Origin of the sequence: Actinacidiphila glaucinigra (assembly GCF_035918135.1) — a bacterium.
Lineage (GTDB): Bacteria > Actinomycetota > Actinomycetes > Streptomycetales > Streptomycetaceae > Actinacidiphila > Actinacidiphila glaucinigra.
Genome location: NZ_CP109144.1, coordinates 7088636 through 7108155, shown reverse-complemented (window position 1 = coordinate 7108155; position 19520 = coordinate 7088636). Strand labels below are relative to the sequence as shown.

The following is a 19520-nucleotide window of genomic DNA, read 5'->3' as shown; positions in this document are numbered from 1 at the left end:
AGTACCGGGCGGGCCGTTACTTCTTGTCGGTGCCGTCCGTCTTGGCGTTCTCGGTCGCGGCCTCGTCGGCGGACTTGCTCAGGTCGACGGCCTCGTCGGCGTCGGCCTTCTCGGCGTCGTCGACGTCCTCGGCGCCCTGCGCCTCGAGCTCGGGCTCCGGGTCGATGCCGTGCACGATGCGGTCGTACTCGGCCTGGTCGAGGACCGCGGCGACGGCGTTCCTCGCGAAGTGCGCGTGGACGCCGTCGGCCAGCTCCAGCAGGACCGTGTCCTCGTTGACCTCCTTGACGACGGCGTACATGCCGCCGATCGTCCGGATACCCGAACCGGGGGCCATCTGGTCACGCATCTGCGTGGCCTGGCGCTGCTTGTTCTTCGCGGAGCGGGTCATCAGCAGCATGACACCGATGATCAGGACGAAAGGCAGGATTTGAACCAGATTCATGGTGTCTTGACGATCCTTCGCACGGCCGCTGGGGCCTGGTCTACGGGATTGTGGCGTCGGTCCCGGAGGGACGACGTCGGCGGAGTCTAAGCGTTCGTTCGCCGGTGGAACAACGCCAAGCATTACACCGAGGTTCCTGCGGCGGCGAGTCTCCCCGCCGTCAAGGGCCGAACAGCCCGTCTTGCCCGGGTCCGCCGCCCTGTGGCGGCACGAGGCCGAGGTGCGCCCACGCGGCGGGAGTGGCGACCCGGCCACGGGGTGTGCGCGCCAGCAGCCCCTCGCGCACCAGGAACGGTTCGGCCACCTCCTCCACCGTCTCCCGCTCCTCCCCCACGGCCACCGCCAGTGTCGACAGCCCCACCGGGCCGCCGCCGAAGAGCCCCAGCAGGGCGCGCAGCACGGCGCGGTCCAGCCGGTCCAGGCCGCGCCCGTCGACCTCGTACACCTCCAGCGCCTGCTCGGCGACCTCGCGCGTGATCACGCCGTCGGCCTTGACCTGCGCGAAGTCCCTTACGCGGCGCAGGAGTCGGTTGGCGATACGCGGCGTGCCCCGGGAGCGGCCGGCGATCTCGGCGGATCCCTCGGGTTCGATGTCGACGTCGAGCAGCCGCGCGGATCGGTGGATGACCCGCTCCAGCTCGGCCGGGGCGTAGAACTCCATGTGGCCGGTGAAGCCGAAGCGGTCGCGCAGCGGCGGCGGCAGCAGTCCCGCCCGGGTGGTGGCGCCGACCAGGGTGAACGGCGGCAGTTCGAGGGGGATGGCGGTGGCGCCGGGCCCCTTGCCGACGATGACGTCGACCCGGAAGTCCTCCATCGCCATGTACAGCATCTCCTCGGCGGGCCGCGACATCCGGTGGATCTCGTCGAGGAAGAGCACCTCGCCCTCGGCGAGTGAGGACAGGATCGCCGCCAGGTCCCCGGCGTGCTGGATGGCGGGGCCGGAGGTGATGCGGATCGGGGCGCCCATCTCCGCCGCGATGATCATCGACAGGGTCGTCTTGCCGAGCCCGGGGGCACCGGAGAGCAGCACGTGGTCCGCGGTGCCGCCGCGCCGGCGCGCGGCCTTGAGCACCAGGTCGAGCTGCTCACGGACCCGCTCCTGGCCGACGAACTCCTCCAGCGCCTTGGGCCGCAGCGCCGCCTCGACGGCCTGGTCCTCGCCGTCGGCGGCGGCGCCGACGAGACGGTCGGCGGTGGTCGGTACGGACTCGTCGTCCCAGTTCACTTCGGTGCGCCTTACGCTCGGCGGGCTACGGTCAGCGGGCTCGGTTCAGGGTCTGCAGGGCGGCCCGCAGCAGGGCCCCGACCTGCGGCTCGGCGCTCGCCTCCGCCTGCGGCGTCACGGCGGCCACGGCCTCCTCCGCCTCGCGCGGCTGGTAGCCCAGGCCGATCAGCGCTGCGTGCAGCTGCTCGCGCCACGAGGCGGGCCCTGCGGCCACCGCGGGACGTGCGGCGCCCGCTCCGCCGACGGGAGCGCCGAGGCGGTCCTTGAGCTCCAGCAGCAGCCGCTGGGCGCCCTTCTTGCCGATGCCCGGGACGGCGGTGAGGGCCTTCTCGTCGCCGGTGGCGACGGCCGTGCGCAGCGTGTCCGGGCTGTGCACGGCGAGCATGGCCTGGGCGAGGCGGGGGCCGACGCCGCTGGCGGTCTGGAGCAGTTCGAAGACCTGGCGCTCGTCGTCGTCGGCGAAGCCGTACAGGGTGAGGGAGTCCTCGCGGACCACGAGGGAGGTGGCGAGCCGGGCCGGCTCCCCCAGGCGCAGGGCGGCGAGGGTGCCCGGGGAGCACTGGACGGCCATCCCGATGCCGCCGACCTCGATCACGGCCGTGTCGGGGGCGAGGGCGGCGACCGGCCCGCTGACGAAGGCGATCATGTGCTGGGCTCCTGGGTTCGTGCTCGGGCGACGGCCTGCTGGAGGCGGTTGGTCGCGGTGCCGCGCCAGATGTGGCAGATGGCGAGCGCCAGTGCGTCGGCGGCGTCGGCGGGTTTGGGTGGTGCGTCGAGCCGCAGCAGCCGGGTGACCATGGCGCCGACCTGTGCCTTGTCGGCCCGACCGCTGCCGGTGACGGCTGCCTTGACCTCGCTGGGGGTGTGCAGGTGGACCGGCAGCCCGCGGCGGGCGGCGCACAGCATGGCGACCGCGCTGGCCTGGGCGGTGCCCATCACGGTGCGCACGTTGTGCTGGCTGAACACCCGTTCCACGGCGACCGCCTGGGGCGCGTACTCGTCCAGCCAGGCCTCTATGCCGCGCTCGATCAGCACGAGTCGGTGGCCGATGTCGGCGTCCGCCGGGGTGCGGACGACGCCGACCCCCGCCATGCGCAGCGGTCTGCCCGGAACCCCGTCCACCACGCCGACGCCGCACCGGGTCAGCCCCGGGTCCACGCCCAGCACACGCACCGCACCCCTCCCTCCCTCGGACAGCCGTTCAGCGGGTTCCTGGAGGCTATCGGGTGCCACCGACAACGACGGCGGCCCGGTGGGGGTGTGTCATCCCCACGGGCCGCCGTCCTGTCGTGCGTCCTGCGGACGGATCAGGCGTCGACCTTCTCCATGACCTCGTCGGAGACGTCGAAGTTGGCGAAGACGTTCTGCACGTCGTCACTGTCCTCGAGCGCGTCGATGAGCTTGAAGATCTTGCGGGCGCCGTCCTCGTCGAGCTCCACCTGCATGGTGGGGACGAAGTTGGCCTCCGCGGAGTCGTAGTCGATGCCGGCGTCCTGCAGCGCCGAGCGCACCGCGACGAGATCGGTGGCCTCGCTGAGCACCTCGAAGGACTCGCCGAGGTCGTTGACCTCCTCCGCGCCGGCGTCCAGCACCGCGCCGAGCACGTCGTCCTCGTTGAGCTCGCCCTTGGGCACGATCACGACGCCCTTGCGGTTGAACAAGTAGGACACCGAGCCCGGGTCCGCCATGGAGCCGCCATTGCGGGTCATGGCGACGCGCACGTCGGAGGCGGCGCGGTTGCGGTTGTCGGTGAGGCACTCGATGAGCACCGCGACACCGTTGGGACCGTAGCCCTCGTACATGATCGTCTCGTAGTCGGCACCGCCCGCCTCGAGACCGGCACCGCGCTTGACCGCGCTGTCGATGTTCTTGTTGGGCACCGAGCTCTTCTTGGCCTTCTGGATGGCGTCGAAGAGGGTCGGGTTACCGGAGATGTCGGCGCCGCCGGCACGGGCGGCGACTTCGATGTTCTTGATCAGCTTCGCGAAGAGCTTGCCGCGCTTGGCGTCGATCACGGCCTTCTTGTGCTTCGTCGTAGCCCATTTAGAGTGGCCGGACATCAGCCTGTCTCCTTCACGTCACCGATTGCTTCACGAACATTGCGATCCTACCGGGATCGCGTCACCCGGCGGCGCGCACCATGTCGACGAAGTACCGGTGCACCCGGTGGTCCCCGGTCAGTTCGGGGTGGAACGAGGTGGCCAGCAGGTTGCCCTGGCGGACGGCGACGACGGTGCCGTCGTCGAGTCGCGCCAGCGTGGCGACGCCGCTGCCGGTGGACTCGACCCAGGGGGCGCGGATGAAGACGCCCTGCACCGGGCCGCCTTCCACACCTTCGACCTCGACCGCGGTCTCGAAGGACTCGTTCTGCCGGCCGAAGGCGTTGCGGCGCACGATCATGTCGATCCCGCCGAAGGTGTCCTGGTCGTCCCTGCCGTCCAGGATCTTGTCGGCGAGCATGATCATGCCGGCGCAGGTGCCGTAGACCGGGAGCCCGTTCCGGATGCGGTCGCGCAGCGGTTCCATCACGCCGAAGAGCGTGGCGAGCTTGGAGATCGTGGTCGACTCGCCGCCCGGGAGCACCAGGCCGTCCACCTCGGCCAGTTCCTCCGGCCGCCGCACGGGACGCGCCAGGGCGTCGGCCTCGGCGAGCGCGACCAGGTGCTCGCGGACGTCGCCCTGCAGGGCGAGGACTCCGATGGTCGGGGGGCTGCTGGACACGGGGCGGGACCTTCCGGGACGTCGGGCGGGGCAACGGACGATGGGCAGACCGTCGCCGGCCTGCCCGTCGCGGGGCGCTGGGGCGCTTACCAGCCGCGGTTGGCGTAGCGCTCGGCCTCGGGGAGGGTGTCGCAGTTGATGCCGACCATGGCCTCGCCCAGGTTGCGGGAGGCGTCCGCGATGATCTTGGGGTCGTCGTAGAAGGTGGTGGCCTTCACGATGGCGGCGGCGCGCTTGGCCGGGTCGCCGGACTTGAAGATGCCGGAGCCGACGAAGACGCCCTCGGCGCCGAGCTGGCGCATCAGCGCGGCGTCGGCCGGGGTGGCGACACCGCCGGCGGAGAAGAGCACGACCGGCAGCTTGCCGAGCTCGGCGACCTCCTTGACGAGCTCGTACGGGGCGCGCAGCTCCTTGGCGGCGGCGTACAGCTCGTGGTTGTCGTAGCCGCGCAGGCGGGCGATCTCGTTCTTGATCTGGCGCAGGTGACGGACGGCCTCGACCACGTTGCCGGTGCCGGCCTCTCCCTTGGAGCGGATCATGGCCGCGCCCTCGGCGATACGGCGCAGGGCCTCGCCCAGGTTGGTGGCGCCGCAGACGAAGGGGGTGGTGAAGGACCACTTGTCGGAGTGGTTGACCTCGTCGGCCGGGGTGAGGACCTCGGACTCGTCGATGTAGTCGACGCCGAGCGACTGCAGGACCTGGGCCTCGACGAAGTGGCCGATGCGGGACTTGGCCATGACCGGGATCGAGACGGCTTCGATGATGCCCTCGATCATGTCCGGGTCGGACATGCGGGCCACGCCGCCGTCCTTGCGGATGTCAGCCGGGACCCGCTCCAGCGCCATGACGGCGACGGCGCCCGCGTCCTCGGCGATCTTGGCCTGCTCGGGGGTGACGACGTCCATGATCACGCCGCCCTTGAGCTGCTCGGCCATGCCGCGCTTGACGCGGGCGGTGCCGGTCTCGGGGGACTCGGGGGTGCTGGGAAGCGTGGTGGACACGGGGACCTCACTCGGGGACTCAACTGCGGGACGGTGGCAGCCCCCGGCGTCTCCCGGCCCCTGTCAGGGTCGTCCGGCGGAACACCGATGGTTGCTCTGTGTTTCATGGTGGACCGCACGAAGTGGACCGCAAAAGGGCCAATCGCTCCTCAGTGGCCTGCCACGCCCTCCACGGTCAGGACGACCGGCGGCTCGTCGTCCATCTCGAAGGTCACCGGCTGCGGCGCGTACCCGGCCAGCCGGAACCAGCGCACCTTGCGGTGCGCGCGCAGCGCCCTGGCGGCGCGCACGGCGTCGTTGTGGAAGCGCCGCGCCATCGGCACCCGGCGCACCGCCTGGGTGAGCTCGTGGGCGGCCTCGTCGCCGCCGGGGGCGGCCCGTACGGCGTCGACGGCGTCGGACTCGGCGAAGACGGCCCGCAGCGCCTGGCTCAGTTCGCTCTCGGCCACCTCGCGCTGCTCGTCCTCCGCCTGCCGGGCGGAGTGCGCCGCCTCGTAGAGCACGATGCTCGCCGCCGGGTCCAGCACCCCCGCGGTGGCCAGTTCCTGCGCCACGGAGGCCCTGCGCAGCAGCTGCGCGTCCAGCGCGGCCCGGGCGGCGTCGATACGGGCGTGCAGGCGGTCCAGCCGCCCCGCGGTCCAGCTCAGGTAGAGGCCGACGGCGACCAGCGCCACGGCGACCCAGATGAAGGTGGTCACGGGCCGCAAGGCTACCGGTGCGACCGGTACGGGCCACCGGGCCACCGGGCCACCGGTCTCGGGCCCCGGTCGCGGGTGGGTGCCGGTCGCGGGTGTCAGTCGCGCGCGAAGCCGAAGCGGGCCCGCAGGCCCACCCGCTCGTCGGTGGCGACCGACGCGGCGCCCGCGGTGACGGTCTCGTACACCGCGAGGATGTCGGCGGCCACGACCGACCAGTCGAAGCGCCGGACGTGCCGCGAACCGAGCTCGCGCAGCTGCGCGCGCCGCTCGGCGTCGCCCAGCAGCCGCAGCGCGGAGGCCGCCAGCGCGTCCGGGTCCTCGTTGGGGAAGAGCTCGCCGGCCGCGCCCCCGTCGAGCACCTGGCGGAAGGCGTCCAGGTCGCTGGCGAGCACCGGCGCCCCGGCCGACATGGCCTCGACGAGGATGATCCCGAAGCTCTCCCCGCCGGTGTTGGGCGCCACGTACAGGTCGACGCTGCGCAGCAGCCGCGCCTTGTCCTCGTCGCTGACCATGCCGAGGAACTCGACCCGCTCGCGCATCTCCTTGGGCAGGTCCTCCACGGCCTCGGCCTCGTCGCCGCGCCCGGCGACCAGCAGCCGTGTTCCCGGCCGCTCGGCGAGGATCTTCGGCAGGGCCTTCATCAGCACCGGCAGGCCCTTGCGGGGCTCGTCGATCCGCCCGATGAAGCCGATGGTCCGGCCCCGCTCCTCGCCGGCGGAACCCCCGCCCTGCCACTCCGTCTTGGGCTCCGCGTCGGCGAAGAAGCGCACGTCGACGCCGTTGGGGATGACCACAGCGTCCCCGCCCAGGTGCTCGACCAGGGTGCGGCGGGCGTACTCGCTGACCGCGATCCGGGCGCTGATCTTCTCCAGCGCCGCCTGGAGGATCGGGTAGGCGGCGATCATCGCCCGGGAGCGCGGGTTGGAGGTGTGGAAGGTGGCCACGATCGGCCCCTGCGCGGCCCAGCAGGTCAGCAGGCCGAGCGAGGGCGAGGAGGGCTCGTGGACGTGGATGACGTCGAAGGCCCCCTCGTGGAGCCAGCGGCGCACCCGCGCGGCCGACAGGAACCCGAAGTTGAGCCGCGCGACCGAGCCGTTGTACGGCACGGGCACGGCGCGTCCGGAGGAGACGACGTACGGCGGCAGCGGGGTGTCGTCGTCGGCCGGCGCCAGGACGGAGACCTCGTGGCCGAGCGCGATGAGGTGCTCGGCGAGGTCGCGGATGTGGAACTGGACGCCGCCGGGGACATCCCACGAATACGGGCTGACGATCCCGATCCTCAAGGCTTCTCCGTTCCGGAGCGGTCGGCGGGGTCGCCGGACACCGGGGAGGACGCCGCGCCGCCCCCCGCGGGTTGCCCGGCCGGCCCGTCGGCCCGGGGTTCGAGGTCGGCGAGCCACAGCCTCTGCAGCATGTGCCAGTCCTGGGGGTGCTCGGCGATGCCGGCGGCGAACACGTCCGCCAGGCGCTGCGTCATGACGGCGGTCCGCTCCGCCCGCGTGCCGCCCTCCGGCACCTCGATCGGGGCGTGCACCTGGCCCTGGAGGTTGGGCGAGTCGTCGTACCAGAGGGTGACCGGCAGCAGCAGCGCCCCGGTCTGCTGGGCGAGGAGGGCGGGGCCCGCGGGCATGCGGGTGGCCTCGCCGAAGAAGTTCACCCGGACCCCGGAGGAGGACAGGTCCCGGTCGGCGACCAGGCACACCAGGCCGCCGCCGCGCAGCCGCCGGGCCAGCGCGCCGAAGGCGGCGCCGCCGGTGTGCGGCAGCACCTCCATGCCCAGGCCCTCGCGGTAGGCGACGAAGCGGTCGTACAGGGTCTCGGGCTTCAGCCGCTCGGCGACGGTGGCGAAGGGCACCCCGAGCCTGGTGGTGACCCAGGCGCCCGCGAGGTCCCAGTTGGCCATGTGCGGCAGGGCGAGGACGACGCCGCGGCCGGAGGCCAGGCCCTCCTCGAGGAGGTGCAGGTCCTTGCAGTCGAACGAGGAGCGGATGCGTTCCTTGCTCCAGGCCGGCAGCCGGAAGGACTCCATCCAGTAGCGCAGGTACGAGCGCATGCCGGCCTTCGACAGCTCGCGCAGCCGCGCCTCGCCGGCGTCGGGCACGACCCTGGCCAGGTTGGACTCCAGGCGCTGCACGCCCTTGCCGCGGCGGTTCCAGGCCAGGTCGGCGATGGACCGGCCGAGCCGTGCCGCGACGGGTTCCGGCAGCCGTTTGACCGCGCCCCAGCCCAGTCCGTACAGCGTGTCGGTCAGCCCGTCCTTCACGCCCGTCCGCTCCCTTCGTGCGCCGCCGCGTCGGCCTCGAAGGCCTCGCGGCGCACGGTGATCACCCGCTGCACCAGCGTCACCAGGCTGCCGACGGCCACGATCCACAGGGCGATCGGCAGCAGCCACTGGATCCCGGGGACGCCGAACTTGTGGAGCCCGGCGAAACCGCAGGCCACCAGTGAGATCACCAGTCGCTCGGCCCGCTCGACCAGGCCGTTCACCGCGACCGGCAGTCCGATGCTCTCACCGCGCGCCTTGGTGTACGAGACCACCTGGCCGCTGGCGAGGCAGAAGATCGTCACCGCGCACAGCGCCAGGTCGTTCCCGCCCCCGGCGTACCACAGCGCCAGCCCGCCGAAGATCGCCGCGTCGGCGACCCGGTCCAGGGTGGAGTCCAGGAAGGCGCCCCAGCGGCTGGAGACGCCCGCCTGGCGGGCCATGTTCCCGTCGACCAGGTCGGAGAAGACGAACAGGGTGATGACGACCGTGCCCCAGAAGAACTCGCCCCTGGGGTAGAAGACCAGCGCTCCCGCGACCACGCCTCCCGTGCCGATCAGCGTGACCGTGTCGGGACTGACGCCCCGGCGCAGCAGGAACGCGGCGAACGGTGTGAGGACACGCGTGAAGAAAGCACGCGCGTACTTGTTCAGCATGGCCTTCCCGGAGGTTCGGTGTGGGTGCCCCGGCGCGGCCCCTTTCGGCCGCCCGGCTGGCCCATCGTAGCCAGGCGCGTTCCGGCGCAGGTCCGTGGCTCCCTTCCTGTCGCAGCACGTACGACGTATGGACGCACCGTGACGGGCGTGGGAAGGTCGAATTACCGCGGGCGTCACTGCAGACCGCCTGGGCGGGTGGTCTCCCGTGGCGCCAGTCCCCATGCCATGACGGACCGGGAGGCGAGGCACATGGGCGACAGGAGAGATGCAGGTCCGGGAGCCGCCGGAAGGGCATTGGCGGCCGGCCGGCCCGAGGACGTGCGCAACGTGGTGCTGGTCGGCCACAGTGGCTCCGGAAAGACGACACTGGTCGAGGCGCTCGCCCTGGCGACAGGGACCGTGAACCGCGCCGGTCACGTGGCCGACGGCGGGACCGTCTCCGACCACGACGAGATCGAGCACCGTCAGCAACGCTCGGTACAGCTCTCGCTCGTACCGGTGGAGTGGGACGGGATCAAGGTCAATCTGCTGGACACCCCCGGGTACGCCGACTTCGTGGGGGAACTCAGGGCCGGTCTGCGAGCGGCGGACGCGGCCCTCTTCGTCGTCTCGGCGGCCGACGGCGTCGACGGCGCGACCCGGATGGTCTGGGAGGAGTGCGCGGCGGTCGGCATGCCGCGCGCGGTCGTCGTCACGCACCTGGAGGCGGCACGGGCCGACTTCGACGAGATGACCGAGACCTGCCGTGAGGCCTTCGGGGGCGACTCCCCCGACACGGTGCTGCCGCTGTACCTCCCGCTGCACGGCGAGGAGACCGCGGACGGCCACGCGCCCGTGACCGGGCTCATCGGCCTGCTGTCGCAGCGGGTCTACGACTACTCCTCCGGCAAGCGCGAGGAGCGCCCGCCGGACGAGGGGCAGTTGCCGGAACTGGACGACGCGCGCGCCCGGCTCATCGAGGGGATCATCGCCGAGAGCGAGGACGAGACCCTCATGGACCGCTACCTGGGCGGCGAGGAACTCGACCTCAAGACGCTGATCCAGGACCTGGAGCGCGCCGTGGCGCGCGGCTCCTTCCACCCCGTGCTGGCCGCCGCGCCGGCCGCCGAGGGCTGCAAGCAGGGCATCGGCACGGTGGAGCTGCTGGAACTGATCACCGGCGGCTTCCCGACGCCGCTGGAACGCGAGGTCCCGCAGGTCACCACGCCCCAGGGCACCTCGCACGCACAGCTCACCTGCGATCCCGACGGGCCGCTGGCCGCCGAGGTCGTGAAGACCTCCTCCGACCCGTACGTGGGGCGGATCAGCCTCGTGCGGGTCTTCTCCGGCACCCTGCGCCCCGACGAGACGGTCCACGTCTCCGGCCACGGCCTGGAGGACCGCGGCCACGAGGACCACGACGTCGACGAACGCGTCGGCGCCCTGTCCTCGCCGTTCGGCAAGCACCAGCGGACGGTGCCGCACTGCATCGCCGGCGACCTGGCCTGCGTCGCCAAGCTGACCCGCGCGGAGACCGGCGACACCCTCTCCGCCAAGGACGACCCGCTGCTCATGGAGCCCTGGCTGATGCCGGACCCCCTGCTGCCGGTCGCGATCCAGGCGCACAGCAAGGCCGACGAGGACAAGCTGTCCGTCGGCCTGTCCCGGCTCGTCGCCGAGGATCCCACGATGCGGCTGGAGCAGAACCCCGACACCCGGCAGGTCGTGCTGTGGTGCCTGGGCGAGGCCCACATGGACGTGGCGCTGGAGCGGCTGCGCACGCGCTACGGCGTGCAGGTCGACGCGGTGCCGCACAAGGTGGCGCTGCGCGAGACCTTCGGCGAGAAGTCGACGGCGCGCGGACGGCATGTCAAACAGTCCGGCGGGCACGGCCAGTACGCCATCTGCGACATCGAGGTCGAGCCGCTGCCGGTCGGCTCCGGCATCGAGTTCGTCGACAAGGTCGTCGGCGGCGCGGTACCGCGGCAGTTCATCCCCTCGGTGGAGAAGGGCGTGCGCGCCCAGGCCGCCAAGGGCGTGGCCCTCGGCTTCCCGGTCGAGGACATCCGCATCGTCCTGGTCGACGGCAAGGCGCACTCGGTGGACTCCTCCGACGCCGCCTTCCAGACCGCGGGGGCGCTCGCCCTGCGCGAGGCCGCGTCGCAGTGCCGGATCCACCTGCTGGAACCGGTCAGCGAGATCCGGGTGATGGTGCCCGACGAGTACGTCGGGCCGGTCATGAGCGACCTGTCCGGGCGCCGCGGCCGGGTGCTGGGCACCGAACCGGTCGGCCTGGGACGCACATTGGTGCGGGCCGAGGTACCGGAGATCGAGATCGGGCGGTACGCGGTCGACCTGCGGTCGCTGTCGCACGGCACCGGACGGTACGGCCGCAGTTACGCCCGGCACGAGCCGATGCCGCCTCAGCTGGCGCAGAGACTGAGGGAGCAGCACGCCCAGGAGTCCGGCAGGTAACCCCTCACGGGGGAGGTCGGCGGCCCGGCGGAACGATCTTCTTCCGCCGGGCCGATGACGCATGTCACACGCCCCGTATACGCTGGGTGGGCGGCGTCGCAGGTGTGCCGGTGCCGCGGCCGGGGAAAGGGCCGGGCGGGTTCACTTCCGCGCGGGCGGGGACCAGAAGGGGGCGGCAGTGACCGACGGTTTCGACTTCCTGAGCCCGGGCGCGCAGATACCGCTGAGCGGTGTCGACGGCCAGACGGGGGCCACCCAGGCACTCGCGTCGGCCGCGTACCGGGACAGTCCCCTGGAGGCCCTGTCGACGGCCGACGAGGGGCATTCGTCGGTCCAGGCCGGGAAGGTCAAGTTGCTGCGGGCGAACCTGGGCGAGGCCTTCGCCCGCGCCGTGCAGAACCGGATGCTCGGCGGCTCCCGCAATGACCTGGTGCAGTCCTTCGGTGCGGAGCCGCAGACCGTGGTCGAGCACTGCCTGGCCGCCAACCGGATCCGCCAGGAGCGCGACGGCAAACTGACGGCCGTCATGGCCGTGTTCGGCCTGCTCTTCCTGCCCGGCATGCTGATCTGGCTGGGCGCCTTCCAACTCCGCGCGGTGGTACGGAAGTCCGAGGGGTCCCGGGCGGGGCTGCTCGGCTCGGTGGTCCTGATCGTGGTCGGCTTCTTCGCCGTCCTGTTCGTCCTCAACCCGCCGCTCACCGGCTTCTGGTCACAGTATCTGCGGGTGATGATGGTGGCCCCGGTCCTGGGCTGGTTCTGGGCGAAGCGGATCTGCGAGCAGACCGCCAAGGACCTGCGCGAACGCTGGGCGGGGCTGGTCTCCGGCAGCGGCGTCGGCGCCAAGATCCCCGAGGCCGTACCGCGCAACCCCAACCAGACCCGGGCCGAGACGCTGCGCCAGAACCTGGCCAAGCTCTCCGCGGAGCAGCAGAGCAACGTGGTCTTCTACGCCGGCCCCAAGGGCGTGCTCGGCATGGGCGCCCGTTGGGGCGTCTGGCGGATGGCCGAGGAGCTCGTCCCGCGCGAGGGCCTGAGCGAGATCCACCCGTTCCGCAGCTGGGACGTGATCAAGGTGATCCAGGGCAAGCTCCGCGACCTGCAGCGCGGCCCCCTGCACACCGGCGGCTTCCCCAAGCCCCAGGTGCAGCACTGGATCGTCTCCCATGTCGGTGCGGGCGCCAAGAAGGTCGCCCGGCCCACCGGCTCGGACGTCGACGGCTACACCGTCCGGGACTTCGAGATCCAGCGGATCTGCAACGAGCAGCAGTTCGACAAGGGCAACCGGCACTATCTGGGCGTGCAGTTCGTGGTCTGGGACGGCCAGCTGGTGATCACCATGATGGTCACCGTGACCGTGCTGGCGAGCACGCTGCGGACCGAGGTGACCGGGCACGTCCTGGGGCCTGTGCACTCCCTGTTCACCACGGCGCCGGAGGCCAAGGAGAAGGAGATAGCCCACCCGTTCAAGTTCTGGGAGAAGAAGAAGGTTCAGCTGCCGCTCGTGGCGAGCGACGAGGTGGTGCGGCTGGCCGCCCGCGCCCCCCTGACGCGCTTCCCCCAGATACTCGACCACCTCGGCGGCAAGATCGTCCTGCCCGAGCCCTTCGGGTTGCGGCACAGCTGGGCCTCGACGCCCTGGACGCACCGCTTCATGGCCGACGACGCCTTGCGCGCCGCCACCCCGGTGCTGCGCGCGGTGCACTCCGCGGTCATCACCGTCATGAAGGAGAACGGGGTGGACGTCACGAAGTTCACCAACCGCTCGGACATACTGAGCAACATGGTGCAGGACGCCTCGCCCAGCGAGGCCGACGTCTACTGACGGGGCCCCGGTCGGGACGGCGTCCGGGCCGTCCCGGTCCGGGAAGTCCGGCGGCCGGCGGAAGCGGGCCGGATCAGGCGGCCGGCCAGGCGTCCGCGAGCATCTTGCGGGTGTCGGCGAGGAGCTGCGGCAGCACCTTGGTGTGGCCGACCACCGGCATGAAGTTGGTGTCGCCGCCCCAGCGCGGCACCACGTGCTGGTGCAGGTGCGCGGCGATCCCGGCGCCCGCCACGGTGCCCTGGTTCATGCCGATGTTGAAGCCGTGCGCGCCCGAGGCCGAGCGCAGCGCGGCCATGGCGCGCTTGGTGAACTCGGCCAGCTCGGTGGTCTCCGCCGCGTCGAGGTCGGTGTAGTCCGCGACATGGCGGTAGGGCACCACCATCAGGTGGCCGCCGTTGTACGGGTAGAGGTTGAGGACCGCGTACACGGCGTCGCCGCGCGCGATGACCAGCCCGTCCTCGTCACTCATATCCGGAATCACGCAGAAGGGGCAGCCGTCCCCGGCCCCGGGGCCGGTCGGCTTGTTCTCGCCCTGGATGTACGCCATGCGGTGCGGCGTCCACAGGCGCTGGAACGCGTCCTGCGTCCCCACTCCGTTCTGCAGTTCCGGCTCACTCGTCATGCCTTGCAGCATATGGCGTCGTCGCGGCCCTGCGTGTCGCCGGGGGCACTCCCGACCGTGGGGCACGATGCTGGCCCCATGCCCATGGATGACGAGCGGCGGCTGCACGAGTGGGAACGTCGGGGCAGCGTGCCGCTGTCCATCGCGTCCCTGGTGTTCCTCGTCACGTACGCGGTGCGCGTGCTCGCCCCCGACCTGCCGCCCGACTGGTCCGACCTGCTGCTCACGATCACCGTCGTGACCTGGGGGATCTTCGTGGTGGACTACCTGGTCCGGGTGGCCGTCGCACCGCACCGATGGAGTTACGTCCGTCGGCGCTGGCTCGACCTGGTCGTGGTGATCCTTCCGCTGCTGCGCCCGCTGCGCCTGCTGCAGCTCTACGGGAAGATCCAGAACCGCCACAAGCAGCCGCGGCTCTCCCTGGAGGCCCGGGTCATGGCGTACGCGGGGCTCAGCGCGCTGCTCCTCGGCTTCGCGGCGAGCCTGCAGGTCTACGCGGACGAGCACGACGCCCCCGGCGGGCAGATCCGCACCTACGGCGAGTCGGTGTGGTGGCTGTGCTCCACGATCACCACGACCGGCTACGGCGACCTGGTGCCGGTGACGGTGCGCGGGCGGGTCATCGCGGTGGGCGTGATGTTCCTGGGCGTCGTCCTGATCGGCGCGGTCGTCGGGTCGTTCTCGGCCTGGCTCACCCAGAGCTTCCGCCGCGCCGACGAGCGGCAGGACGCGGGCGGGCCCCCGGAGGGCTGACCTCCGGGGGCCCGTCGCCGTGTGCGGTACCGGCGGTTCAGACCTGGACGCGGTCCTCGACGGCCTTGGCGATCTCGGCGATCGCCTCGTCGCGCGGGATGCCGTTCTTCTGCGAGCCGTCCCGGTAGCGGAAGGAGACCGAACCCGCCGCCATGTCCTCGTCGCCGACGATGACCATGAACGGCACCTTGCTCCGCTGCGCGTTGCGGATCTTCTTCTGCATCCGGTCGGCGGAGGCGTCCACCTCGACCCGCAGGCCCTTCTTCCTCGCCTCGGCGGCGAAGTCCTGCAGGTAGGACACGTGCGCGTCGCCGATCGGGATGCCGACCGCCTGGACGGGGGCCAGCCACGCCGGGAAGGCGCCCGCGTAGTGCTCCAGCAGCACCGCGAAGAAGCGCTCGATGGAACCGAAGAGCGCCCGGTGGATCATGACGGGGCGCTGCTTGGTGCCGTCGGCCGCCGTGTACTCCAGGTCGAAGCGCTCGGGCAGGTTGAAGTCGAGCTGCACGGTCGACATCTGCCAGGTGCGGCCGATGGCGTCCTTGGCCTGGACGGAGATCTTGGGGCCGTAGAACGCGGCACCGCCCGGGTCGGGGACGAGCGGGAGGCCCTGCTTCTCGGCCACCTGCCGCAGCGTCTCGGTGGCCTCCTCCCAGATCTCGTCGGAGCCGACGAACTTCTCCGGGTCCTTGGTGGAGAGCTCCAGGTAGAAGTCGGTCAGACCGTAGTCGCGCAGCAGGTTGAGGACGAAGGTGAGCGTCTTGTCGAGCTCGTCCGCCATCTGCTCCTTGGTGCAGTAGATGTGCGCGTCGTCCTGCGTGAAACCGCGGGCACGGGTGAGTCCGTGCACGACACCGGACTTCTCGTACCGGTACACGGTGCCGAACTCGAACAGGCGCAGCGGCAGTTCACGGTAGGAGCGGCCGCGCGCGTCGAAGATCAGGTTGTGCATCGGGCAGTTCATGGGCTTGAGGTAGTAGTCCACGCCCTCGTCGAGCTGCATGGGCGGGTACATGCCGTCGGCGTACCAGTCCAGGTGGCCCGAGGTCTCGAAGAGCTTCCCCTTGGTGGCGTGCGGGGTGTAGACGAACTCGTAGCCCTCCTCCTCGTGCCGGCGGCGCGAATAGTCCTCCATGACCCGGCGGACGATGCCGCCCTTGGGGTGGAAGACCGCCAGGCCCGAGCCGATCTGCTCCGGGATGGAGAACAGGTCGAGTTCGGCGCCGAGCTTGCGGTGGTCGCGCTTCTCGGCCTCGACGAGGAAGTCCAGGTACTCCTTGAGCTCGTCCCTGGACGGCCAGGCGGTGCCGTAGATGCGCTGCAGCTGCTTGTTCTTCTCGCTGCCGCGCCAGTAGGCGGCGGCCGAACGCATCAGCTTGAACGCCGGGACGATCCGGGTGGAGGGCAGGTGGGGACCGCGGCAGAGGTCCTTCCAGCACAGCTCGCCGGTCTTGGGGTCCAGGTTGTCGTAGATGGTCAGCTCGCCGGCGCCGACCTCCGCGGAGGCGCCCTCGGCGGCCTCGGCGGCAGAGCCCTTGAGGCCGATCAGCTCCAGCTTGTAGGGCTCGTCCGCGAGTTCCTCGCGGGCGGCGTCGTCGCTGACGGCACGGCGGGAGAAGCGCTGACCGCGCTTGACGATCTCCTGCATCTTCTTCTCGATGCGCTTGAGGTCGTCGGGGTGGAAGGGCTTCTCGACGTCGAAGTCGTAGTAGAAGCCGTCCTTGATCGGCGGGCCGATGCCGAGCTTGGCCTCCGGGAAGAGCTCCTGCACGGCCTGGGCCATCACGTGCGCGGTGGAGTGGCGCAGGATGTTGAGGCCGTCCTCGCTGGCGATCCCGACGGGCTCGACCTCGTCGCCGTCGGCGACCTCGTACGCGAGGTCCTTCAGCTGGCCCCCGACACGCGCGGCAACGACGGTGCGGTCGCCGTCGAAGAGCTCGGCCGCCGTCGTGCCCGTGGTGACCAGCCGCTCTTCCTGCTCCTCGGAATCGCGTTTGATGATCACACGGACGTCTGACACCGGTCTCTCCTGACGTATGTCCCACTGGCTCCGGCAGCGGAATGCTGCACCGCTGAATCCTACCGAGCCGCACCGGTGCCCCGCGAAGCGATAGCACCGGGCGGCGCGGCCGCCGTCCGGCGGGGGTGGCCGGTCAGCCCCCGAAGGAGTCCTCGAAGGTGTCGACGCCGCCGTGCAGGGCCTTCATCAGCCGGTCGCGGTCGGCCTCGTCGACGTGGACGGGAGCCGGCGCGGACGGGTGGGTGAGGTGCCGGAAGCCGGTACGCCGCTCCAGCCGCCCGGAAAGCCGCACGGGCAGCCCCACCAGATGCGCCTGGGCGGCGATGCGGTAGCCCTCCTCGGGCAGGCGGACGCGTACGTGGCGGACGTCCGCGCCGGCCAGGACCCGCAGCCGGATGGTGCCGCCCCCGGAGGGACGCGGCCGGCGCAGCCGGGTGACGGTGCCGGTGACGCGCACGTCCACCGACGGTTCCTCGCGCACGTAACGATCACTGGCGGCCTCCAGCGCGGGGAGGTCGCCAGGGGAGAACTCGACCGGCTCCGGCACGGTCGCGAACCCGGCGGGTGCCCCGGCCGCCGGAGCCCAGGCGAGGGCGACCACCACGCCCTCGGTGCCGCGCACCATCCGGATCAGGGAATCGGCCAGTTCGTGGCAGACGCCGAGGCCCACCGCCGCGTCGAAGGCCTCCATGCCACCGGTGGTGCGCTGGTAGTCCACGGCGTCCCGGGTGGCCTGCAGGGCGCGCAGCAGCGTGGTCACGGTGCGGCGGCCCTCCGGGACCGGCACGTACGCGGTGAGCTGGTGCCCCGGCGCGTCACCGACCAGCACCCGCTCCAGGAAGGCGTCGGCGTACCCCGTGTGGCGCGCGCCGAAGTAGCCGAAGCGGTCGCGTTCGGCGCGGGCGGCGGACATGAGCATGGCGCGGGCGGCGCCGCGCAGTTGCTCCGCCGCCGTCCACGGCACCGCCGCGCCCGCGGCCGGCGGCCGCTCGCGGTGCCAGCGGATCTCGTCGCCCGGGACGGCGAGTGCGGTCAGCACCTCGCGCGCCGAGGGCTCGCCGCAGCGGGCGAGGGCGTCCAGGGCCTCGCCCAGCAGCTCGGTGTGGTCGGCGTAGCGGGCGCCCGCGGTACGCCGCTCGGGCACCAGCAGACTGGTCCGGGCGGCGGACTCCGGCTCGCCGGGGGGCGTCCAGCGTGTGTAGCGGCCCGGGGCGCCGCCGCGCCTCCGCCAGCCGTGGCGGGCGAGCAGCGCGACGAGGACGCCGGGGTCGACCCGCTCGGGGTCGGGCGGGACGAGTGCGTCGTCGGCCGTGCGGCTCATCAGGGCCTCCCTCCCGCCCCGACCCGCGTCATGATCTCGCACAGGGCCCGGTCGTCGAAGATCCGCGCGGTGGGTATCCGCACGGTGGTCTTGCGCCTGCCGGTCACCGCGTGGCCGGCGAGGTTCGTCCAGTAGCAGCAGTGCCGCAGCTCCAGCCGGTCGTGGCTGGCGCGCAACCACTCCTCCTGGGTGCGGGGCACGAGCATCACCACGAGGATCTTGTGCACCGAGACCGGGTTCCGGGCCAGCTTCACCAGGTGCTCGTTCTCGAGCGTGAAGGCGAAGGTGGGACCGGGAGGCCGCGGGGCGACCTGGTAGGTGCACTTGAGCTGCACCTTGATCGTGACCTCGTCGTCCACGCTGTGGCCGTGCGAACTGTGGCTTATGTGCCAGTCGATGCCGTTGTCCGGGAAGGGCTGGGCGAGCGAACAGCCGGCGGCAGCCGCCACCGCGTGCAGATATCCCACTTGGAGGGTTTCCATGCAGCTGGTGGTGGCGAGTCCGCCGCGCAGCGAAGCGTTCCGCTCGGACAGCAGCCCACCCGGGCCGGGCTGCTCGAGCGCCATCGCTCTCCGTGCCTTTCCGGGCCGGGAATCCTGGCGATCCCCGTTACCATCATCATCCCCACCAGCGACAAGTCGCAAACCGTTGCGGTTCGGTGACGTGCGGTCACGGGTACGTACCGTAAGGGCGGCCGTTCGGCCGCCCAAATCCTGCGATCCGCACGGGAGGTGCGCCATGCCGCACTGGTACGACGGCCCGCTGGCCGCCTTCGACACGGAGACCACGGGGGTCGACGTGGAGCACGACCGGGTCGTCTCGGCCGCGTTGGTGGTCGAGGACGCCCCCGGCATACCCGCCAGGACGACGCGCTGGCTGGTGGACCCGGGGGTCCCGGTGCCCGAAGGGGCCCGCGCGGTACACGGGCTGGACGACGACTACCTCCGCGCCAACGGACGCCGCCCGGGCCCGGTGGTGGAGGAACTGGCACGCGCGCTGGCCGATCAGGCCGCGGCCGGCGTGCCGCTGGTGGTGATGAACGCGCCCTTCGACCTGACGCTGCTCGACCGGGAGTTGAGGCGCCACCGCGGCATGGCCCTCGACACCTACCTGATCCGCGGTCCGCTGCGCGTCCTCGACCCCCGGGTCCTGGACAAGCATCTCGACCGCTACCGCAAGGGCCGCCGCACCCTGACCGACCTGTGCGCGCACTACGGCGTCGTACTGACCGACGCCCATGACGCCGCGGCGGACGCCCTCGCCGCGCTCGCCCTCGTGCGGGTGCTGGGGCACCGCTTCGCCGCGCGGATCGGCCAGGTGCCGCCCGCCGAACTGCACGCCCGGCAGGCCCTCTGGCACGCCGGCCAGGCCCGCGGGCTGCAGGCGTGGTTCGCCCGCAGCGGCACGGACGACCGGGTCGACCCCGCGTGGCCACTGCGGCCGTCGCCGCTACGGACCCCCGAGGAGCCGGCGGCCTAGCCGCACGACGAAGGGCCGGTCCGTGATGGACCGGCCCTTC

Annotated in this window: 19 protein-coding genes; 4 read left to right on the top strand and 15 right to left on the bottom strand. The window is 71.8% G+C overall.

Going from position 1 to position 19520, the window contains the following annotated elements:
* Positions 1-16: 16 nt before the first annotated feature.
* From yajC to pgsA, 11 genes are all read right to left on the bottom strand, one after another.
* Positions 17-445 carry a preprotein translocase subunit YajC gene (yajC, locus tag OIE69_RS32045; protein WP_326577753.1) on the bottom strand — a complete coding sequence of 143 codons (429 nt, stop codon included), beginning with the start codon at positions 443-445 and terminating at the stop codon, positions 17-19.
* A 160-nt stretch (positions 446-605) separates the two neighbouring features.
* Positions 606-1670 carry a Holliday junction branch migration DNA helicase RuvB gene (ruvB, locus tag OIE69_RS32040; RefSeq protein WP_326577752.1) on the bottom strand — a complete coding sequence of 355 codons (1065 nt, stop codon included), beginning with the start codon at positions 1668-1670 and terminating at the stop codon, positions 606-608.
* Positions 1671-1701: 31 nt separating this feature from the next.
* Entirely contained in the window at positions 1702-2316 is a 615-nt protein-coding gene (gene ruvA, locus OIE69_RS32035; RefSeq protein ID WP_089227754.1) for a Holliday junction branch migration protein RuvA, read from the bottom strand.
* Entirely contained in the window at positions 2313-2843 is a 531-nt protein-coding gene (gene ruvC / locus OIE69_RS32030; protein WP_326577751.1) for a crossover junction endodeoxyribonuclease RuvC, read from the bottom strand. The genes ruvA and ruvC overlap by 4 nt, the downstream gene beginning before the upstream one ends.
* A 134-nt stretch (positions 2844-2977) precedes the next feature.
* Entirely contained in the window at positions 2978-3730 is a 753-nt protein-coding gene (locus OIE69_RS32025) for a YebC/PmpR family DNA-binding transcriptional regulator (protein ID WP_326577750.1), read from the bottom strand.
* 61 nt (positions 3731-3791) lie between these two features.
* Positions 3792-4391, bottom strand: coding sequence for a pyridoxal 5'-phosphate synthase glutaminase subunit PdxT (pdxT, locus tag OIE69_RS32020; protein WP_089227751.1), 600 nt, complete (start codon positions 4389-4391; stop codon positions 3792-3794).
* 86 nt (positions 4392-4477) lie between these two features.
* Positions 4478-5392, bottom strand: a complete 915-nt coding sequence (gene pdxS / locus OIE69_RS32015; protein ID WP_326577749.1) for a pyridoxal 5'-phosphate synthase lyase subunit PdxS — start codon at positions 5390-5392, stop codon at positions 4478-4480.
* A gap of 149 nt (positions 5393-5541) precedes the next feature.
* Positions 5542-6099, bottom strand: coding sequence for a LemA family protein (locus OIE69_RS32010; protein WP_326577748.1), 558 nt, complete (start codon positions 6097-6099; stop codon positions 5542-5544).
* 86 nt (positions 6100-6185) lie between these two features.
* On the bottom strand, positions 6186-7373 hold the full coding sequence (locus OIE69_RS32005) for a glycosyltransferase family 4 protein (protein WP_326577747.1): 1188 nt from the start codon (positions 7371-7373) through the stop codon (positions 6186-6188).
* Complete coding sequence (locus tag OIE69_RS32000) at positions 7370-8353, bottom strand: phosphatidylinositol mannoside acyltransferase (RefSeq protein ID WP_326577746.1); 984 nt, start codon at positions 8351-8353, stop codon at positions 7370-7372. Before OIE69_RS32000 ends, OIE69_RS32005 begins: the two co-directional genes overlap by 4 nt.
* Positions 8350-9009, bottom strand: coding sequence for a phosphatidylinositol phosphate synthase (pgsA, locus tag OIE69_RS31995; RefSeq protein WP_089227746.1), 660 nt, complete (start codon positions 9007-9009; stop codon positions 8350-8352). The genes OIE69_RS32000 and pgsA overlap by 4 nt, the downstream gene beginning before the upstream one ends.
* Positions 9010-9258: 249 nt before the next feature.
* Between pgsA and OIE69_RS31990 the strand changes: the two genes are divergently transcribed.
* Positions 9259-11463: an elongation factor G-like protein EF-G2 gene (locus OIE69_RS31990; protein ID WP_326577745.1), complete on the top strand. Its 2205-nt coding sequence runs from the start codon at positions 9259-9261 to the stop codon at positions 11461-11463.
* A gap of 178 nt (positions 11464-11641) precedes the next feature.
* Complete coding sequence (locus OIE69_RS31985; RefSeq protein WP_326577744.1) at positions 11642-13285, top strand: MATE family efflux transporter; 1644 nt, start codon at positions 11642-11644, stop codon at positions 13283-13285.
* Positions 13286-13358: 73 nt separating this feature from the next.
* On the opposite strand, the gene OIE69_RS31980 is transcribed toward OIE69_RS31985, so the two are convergent.
* Positions 13359-13919: an HIT family protein gene (locus OIE69_RS31980; RefSeq protein ID WP_326577743.1), complete on the bottom strand. Its 561-nt coding sequence runs from the start codon at positions 13917-13919 to the stop codon at positions 13359-13361.
* A gap of 66 nt (positions 13920-13985) precedes the next feature.
* On the opposite strand from OIE69_RS31980, the gene OIE69_RS31975 reads away from it, so the two are divergent.
* A complete protein-coding gene (locus tag OIE69_RS31975; RefSeq protein WP_326577742.1) occupies positions 13986-14660 on the top strand; it encodes a potassium channel family protein in 675 nt (224 codons plus the stop codon).
* A gap of 37 nt (positions 14661-14697) precedes the next feature.
* Here the strand turns inward: OIE69_RS31975 and thrS are convergent, their stop codons facing one another.
* The 3 genes from thrS to OIE69_RS31960 form a co-directional block, all read right to left on the bottom strand.
* On the bottom strand, positions 14698-16680 hold the full coding sequence (gene thrS / locus OIE69_RS31970) for a threonine--tRNA ligase (RefSeq protein ID WP_089227742.1): 1983 nt from the start codon (positions 16678-16680) through the stop codon (positions 14698-14700).
* Positions 16681-16813: 133 nt separating this feature from the next.
* Positions 16814-18001 carry a hypothetical protein gene (locus OIE69_RS31965; RefSeq protein ID WP_326577741.1) on the bottom strand — a complete coding sequence of 396 codons (1188 nt, stop codon included), beginning with the start codon at positions 17999-18001 and terminating at the stop codon, positions 16814-16816.
* Positions 18001-18567, bottom strand: a complete 567-nt coding sequence (locus OIE69_RS31960) for a DUF4365 domain-containing protein (RefSeq protein ID WP_089227740.1) — start codon at positions 18565-18567, stop codon at positions 18001-18003. Before OIE69_RS31960 ends, OIE69_RS31965 begins: the two co-directional genes overlap by 1 nt.
* Before the next feature lie 172 nt (positions 18568-18739).
* Here OIE69_RS31960 and OIE69_RS31955 point away from each other — a divergent pair, with 172 nt between their 5' ends.
* On the top strand, positions 18740-19480 hold the full coding sequence (locus OIE69_RS31955; RefSeq protein WP_326577740.1) for an exonuclease domain-containing protein: 741 nt from the start codon (positions 18740-18742) through the stop codon (positions 19478-19480).
* The last annotated feature ends 40 nt before the right edge of the window (positions 19481-19520 follow it).

Excerpts from the sequence above, each read along its gene's own strand:
- yajC (WP_326577753.1), bottom strand. The coding sequence starts at position 445 with ATGAATCTGGTTCAAATCCTGCCTTTCGTCCTGATCATCGGTGTCATG.
- ruvA (WP_089227754.1), bottom strand. The coding sequence starts at position 2,316 with ATGATCGCCTTCGTCAGCGGGCCGGTCGCCGCCCTCGCCCCCGACACG.
- OIE69_RS32025 (WP_326577750.1), bottom strand. The coding sequence starts at position 3,730 with ATGTCCGGCCACTCTAAATGGGCTACGACGAAGCACAAGAAGGCCGTG.
- pgsA (WP_089227746.1), bottom strand. The coding sequence starts at position 9,009 with ATGCTGAACAAGTACGCGCGTGCTTTCTTCACGCGTGTCCTCACACCG.
- OIE69_RS31990 (WP_326577745.1), top strand. The coding sequence starts at position 9,259 with ATGGGCGACAGGAGAGATGCAGGTCCGGGAGCCGCCGGAAGGGCATTG.
- OIE69_RS31980 (WP_326577743.1), bottom strand. The coding sequence starts at position 13,919 with ATGCTGCAAGGCATGACGAGTGAGCCGGAACTGCAGAACGGAGTGGGG.
- OIE69_RS31975 (WP_326577742.1), top strand. The coding sequence starts at position 13,986 with ATGCCCATGGATGACGAGCGGCGGCTGCACGAGTGGGAACGTCGGGGC.
- OIE69_RS31965 (WP_326577741.1), bottom strand. The coding sequence starts at position 18,001 with ATGAGCCGCACGGCCGACGACGCACTCGTCCCGCCCGACCCCGAGCGG.
- OIE69_RS31960 (WP_089227740.1), bottom strand. The coding sequence starts at position 18,567 with ATGGCGCTCGAGCAGCCCGGCCCGGGTGGGCTGCTGTCCGAGCGGAAC.
- OIE69_RS31955 (WP_326577740.1), top strand. The coding sequence starts at position 18,740 with ATGCCGCACTGGTACGACGGCCCGCTGGCCGCCTTCGACACGGAGACC.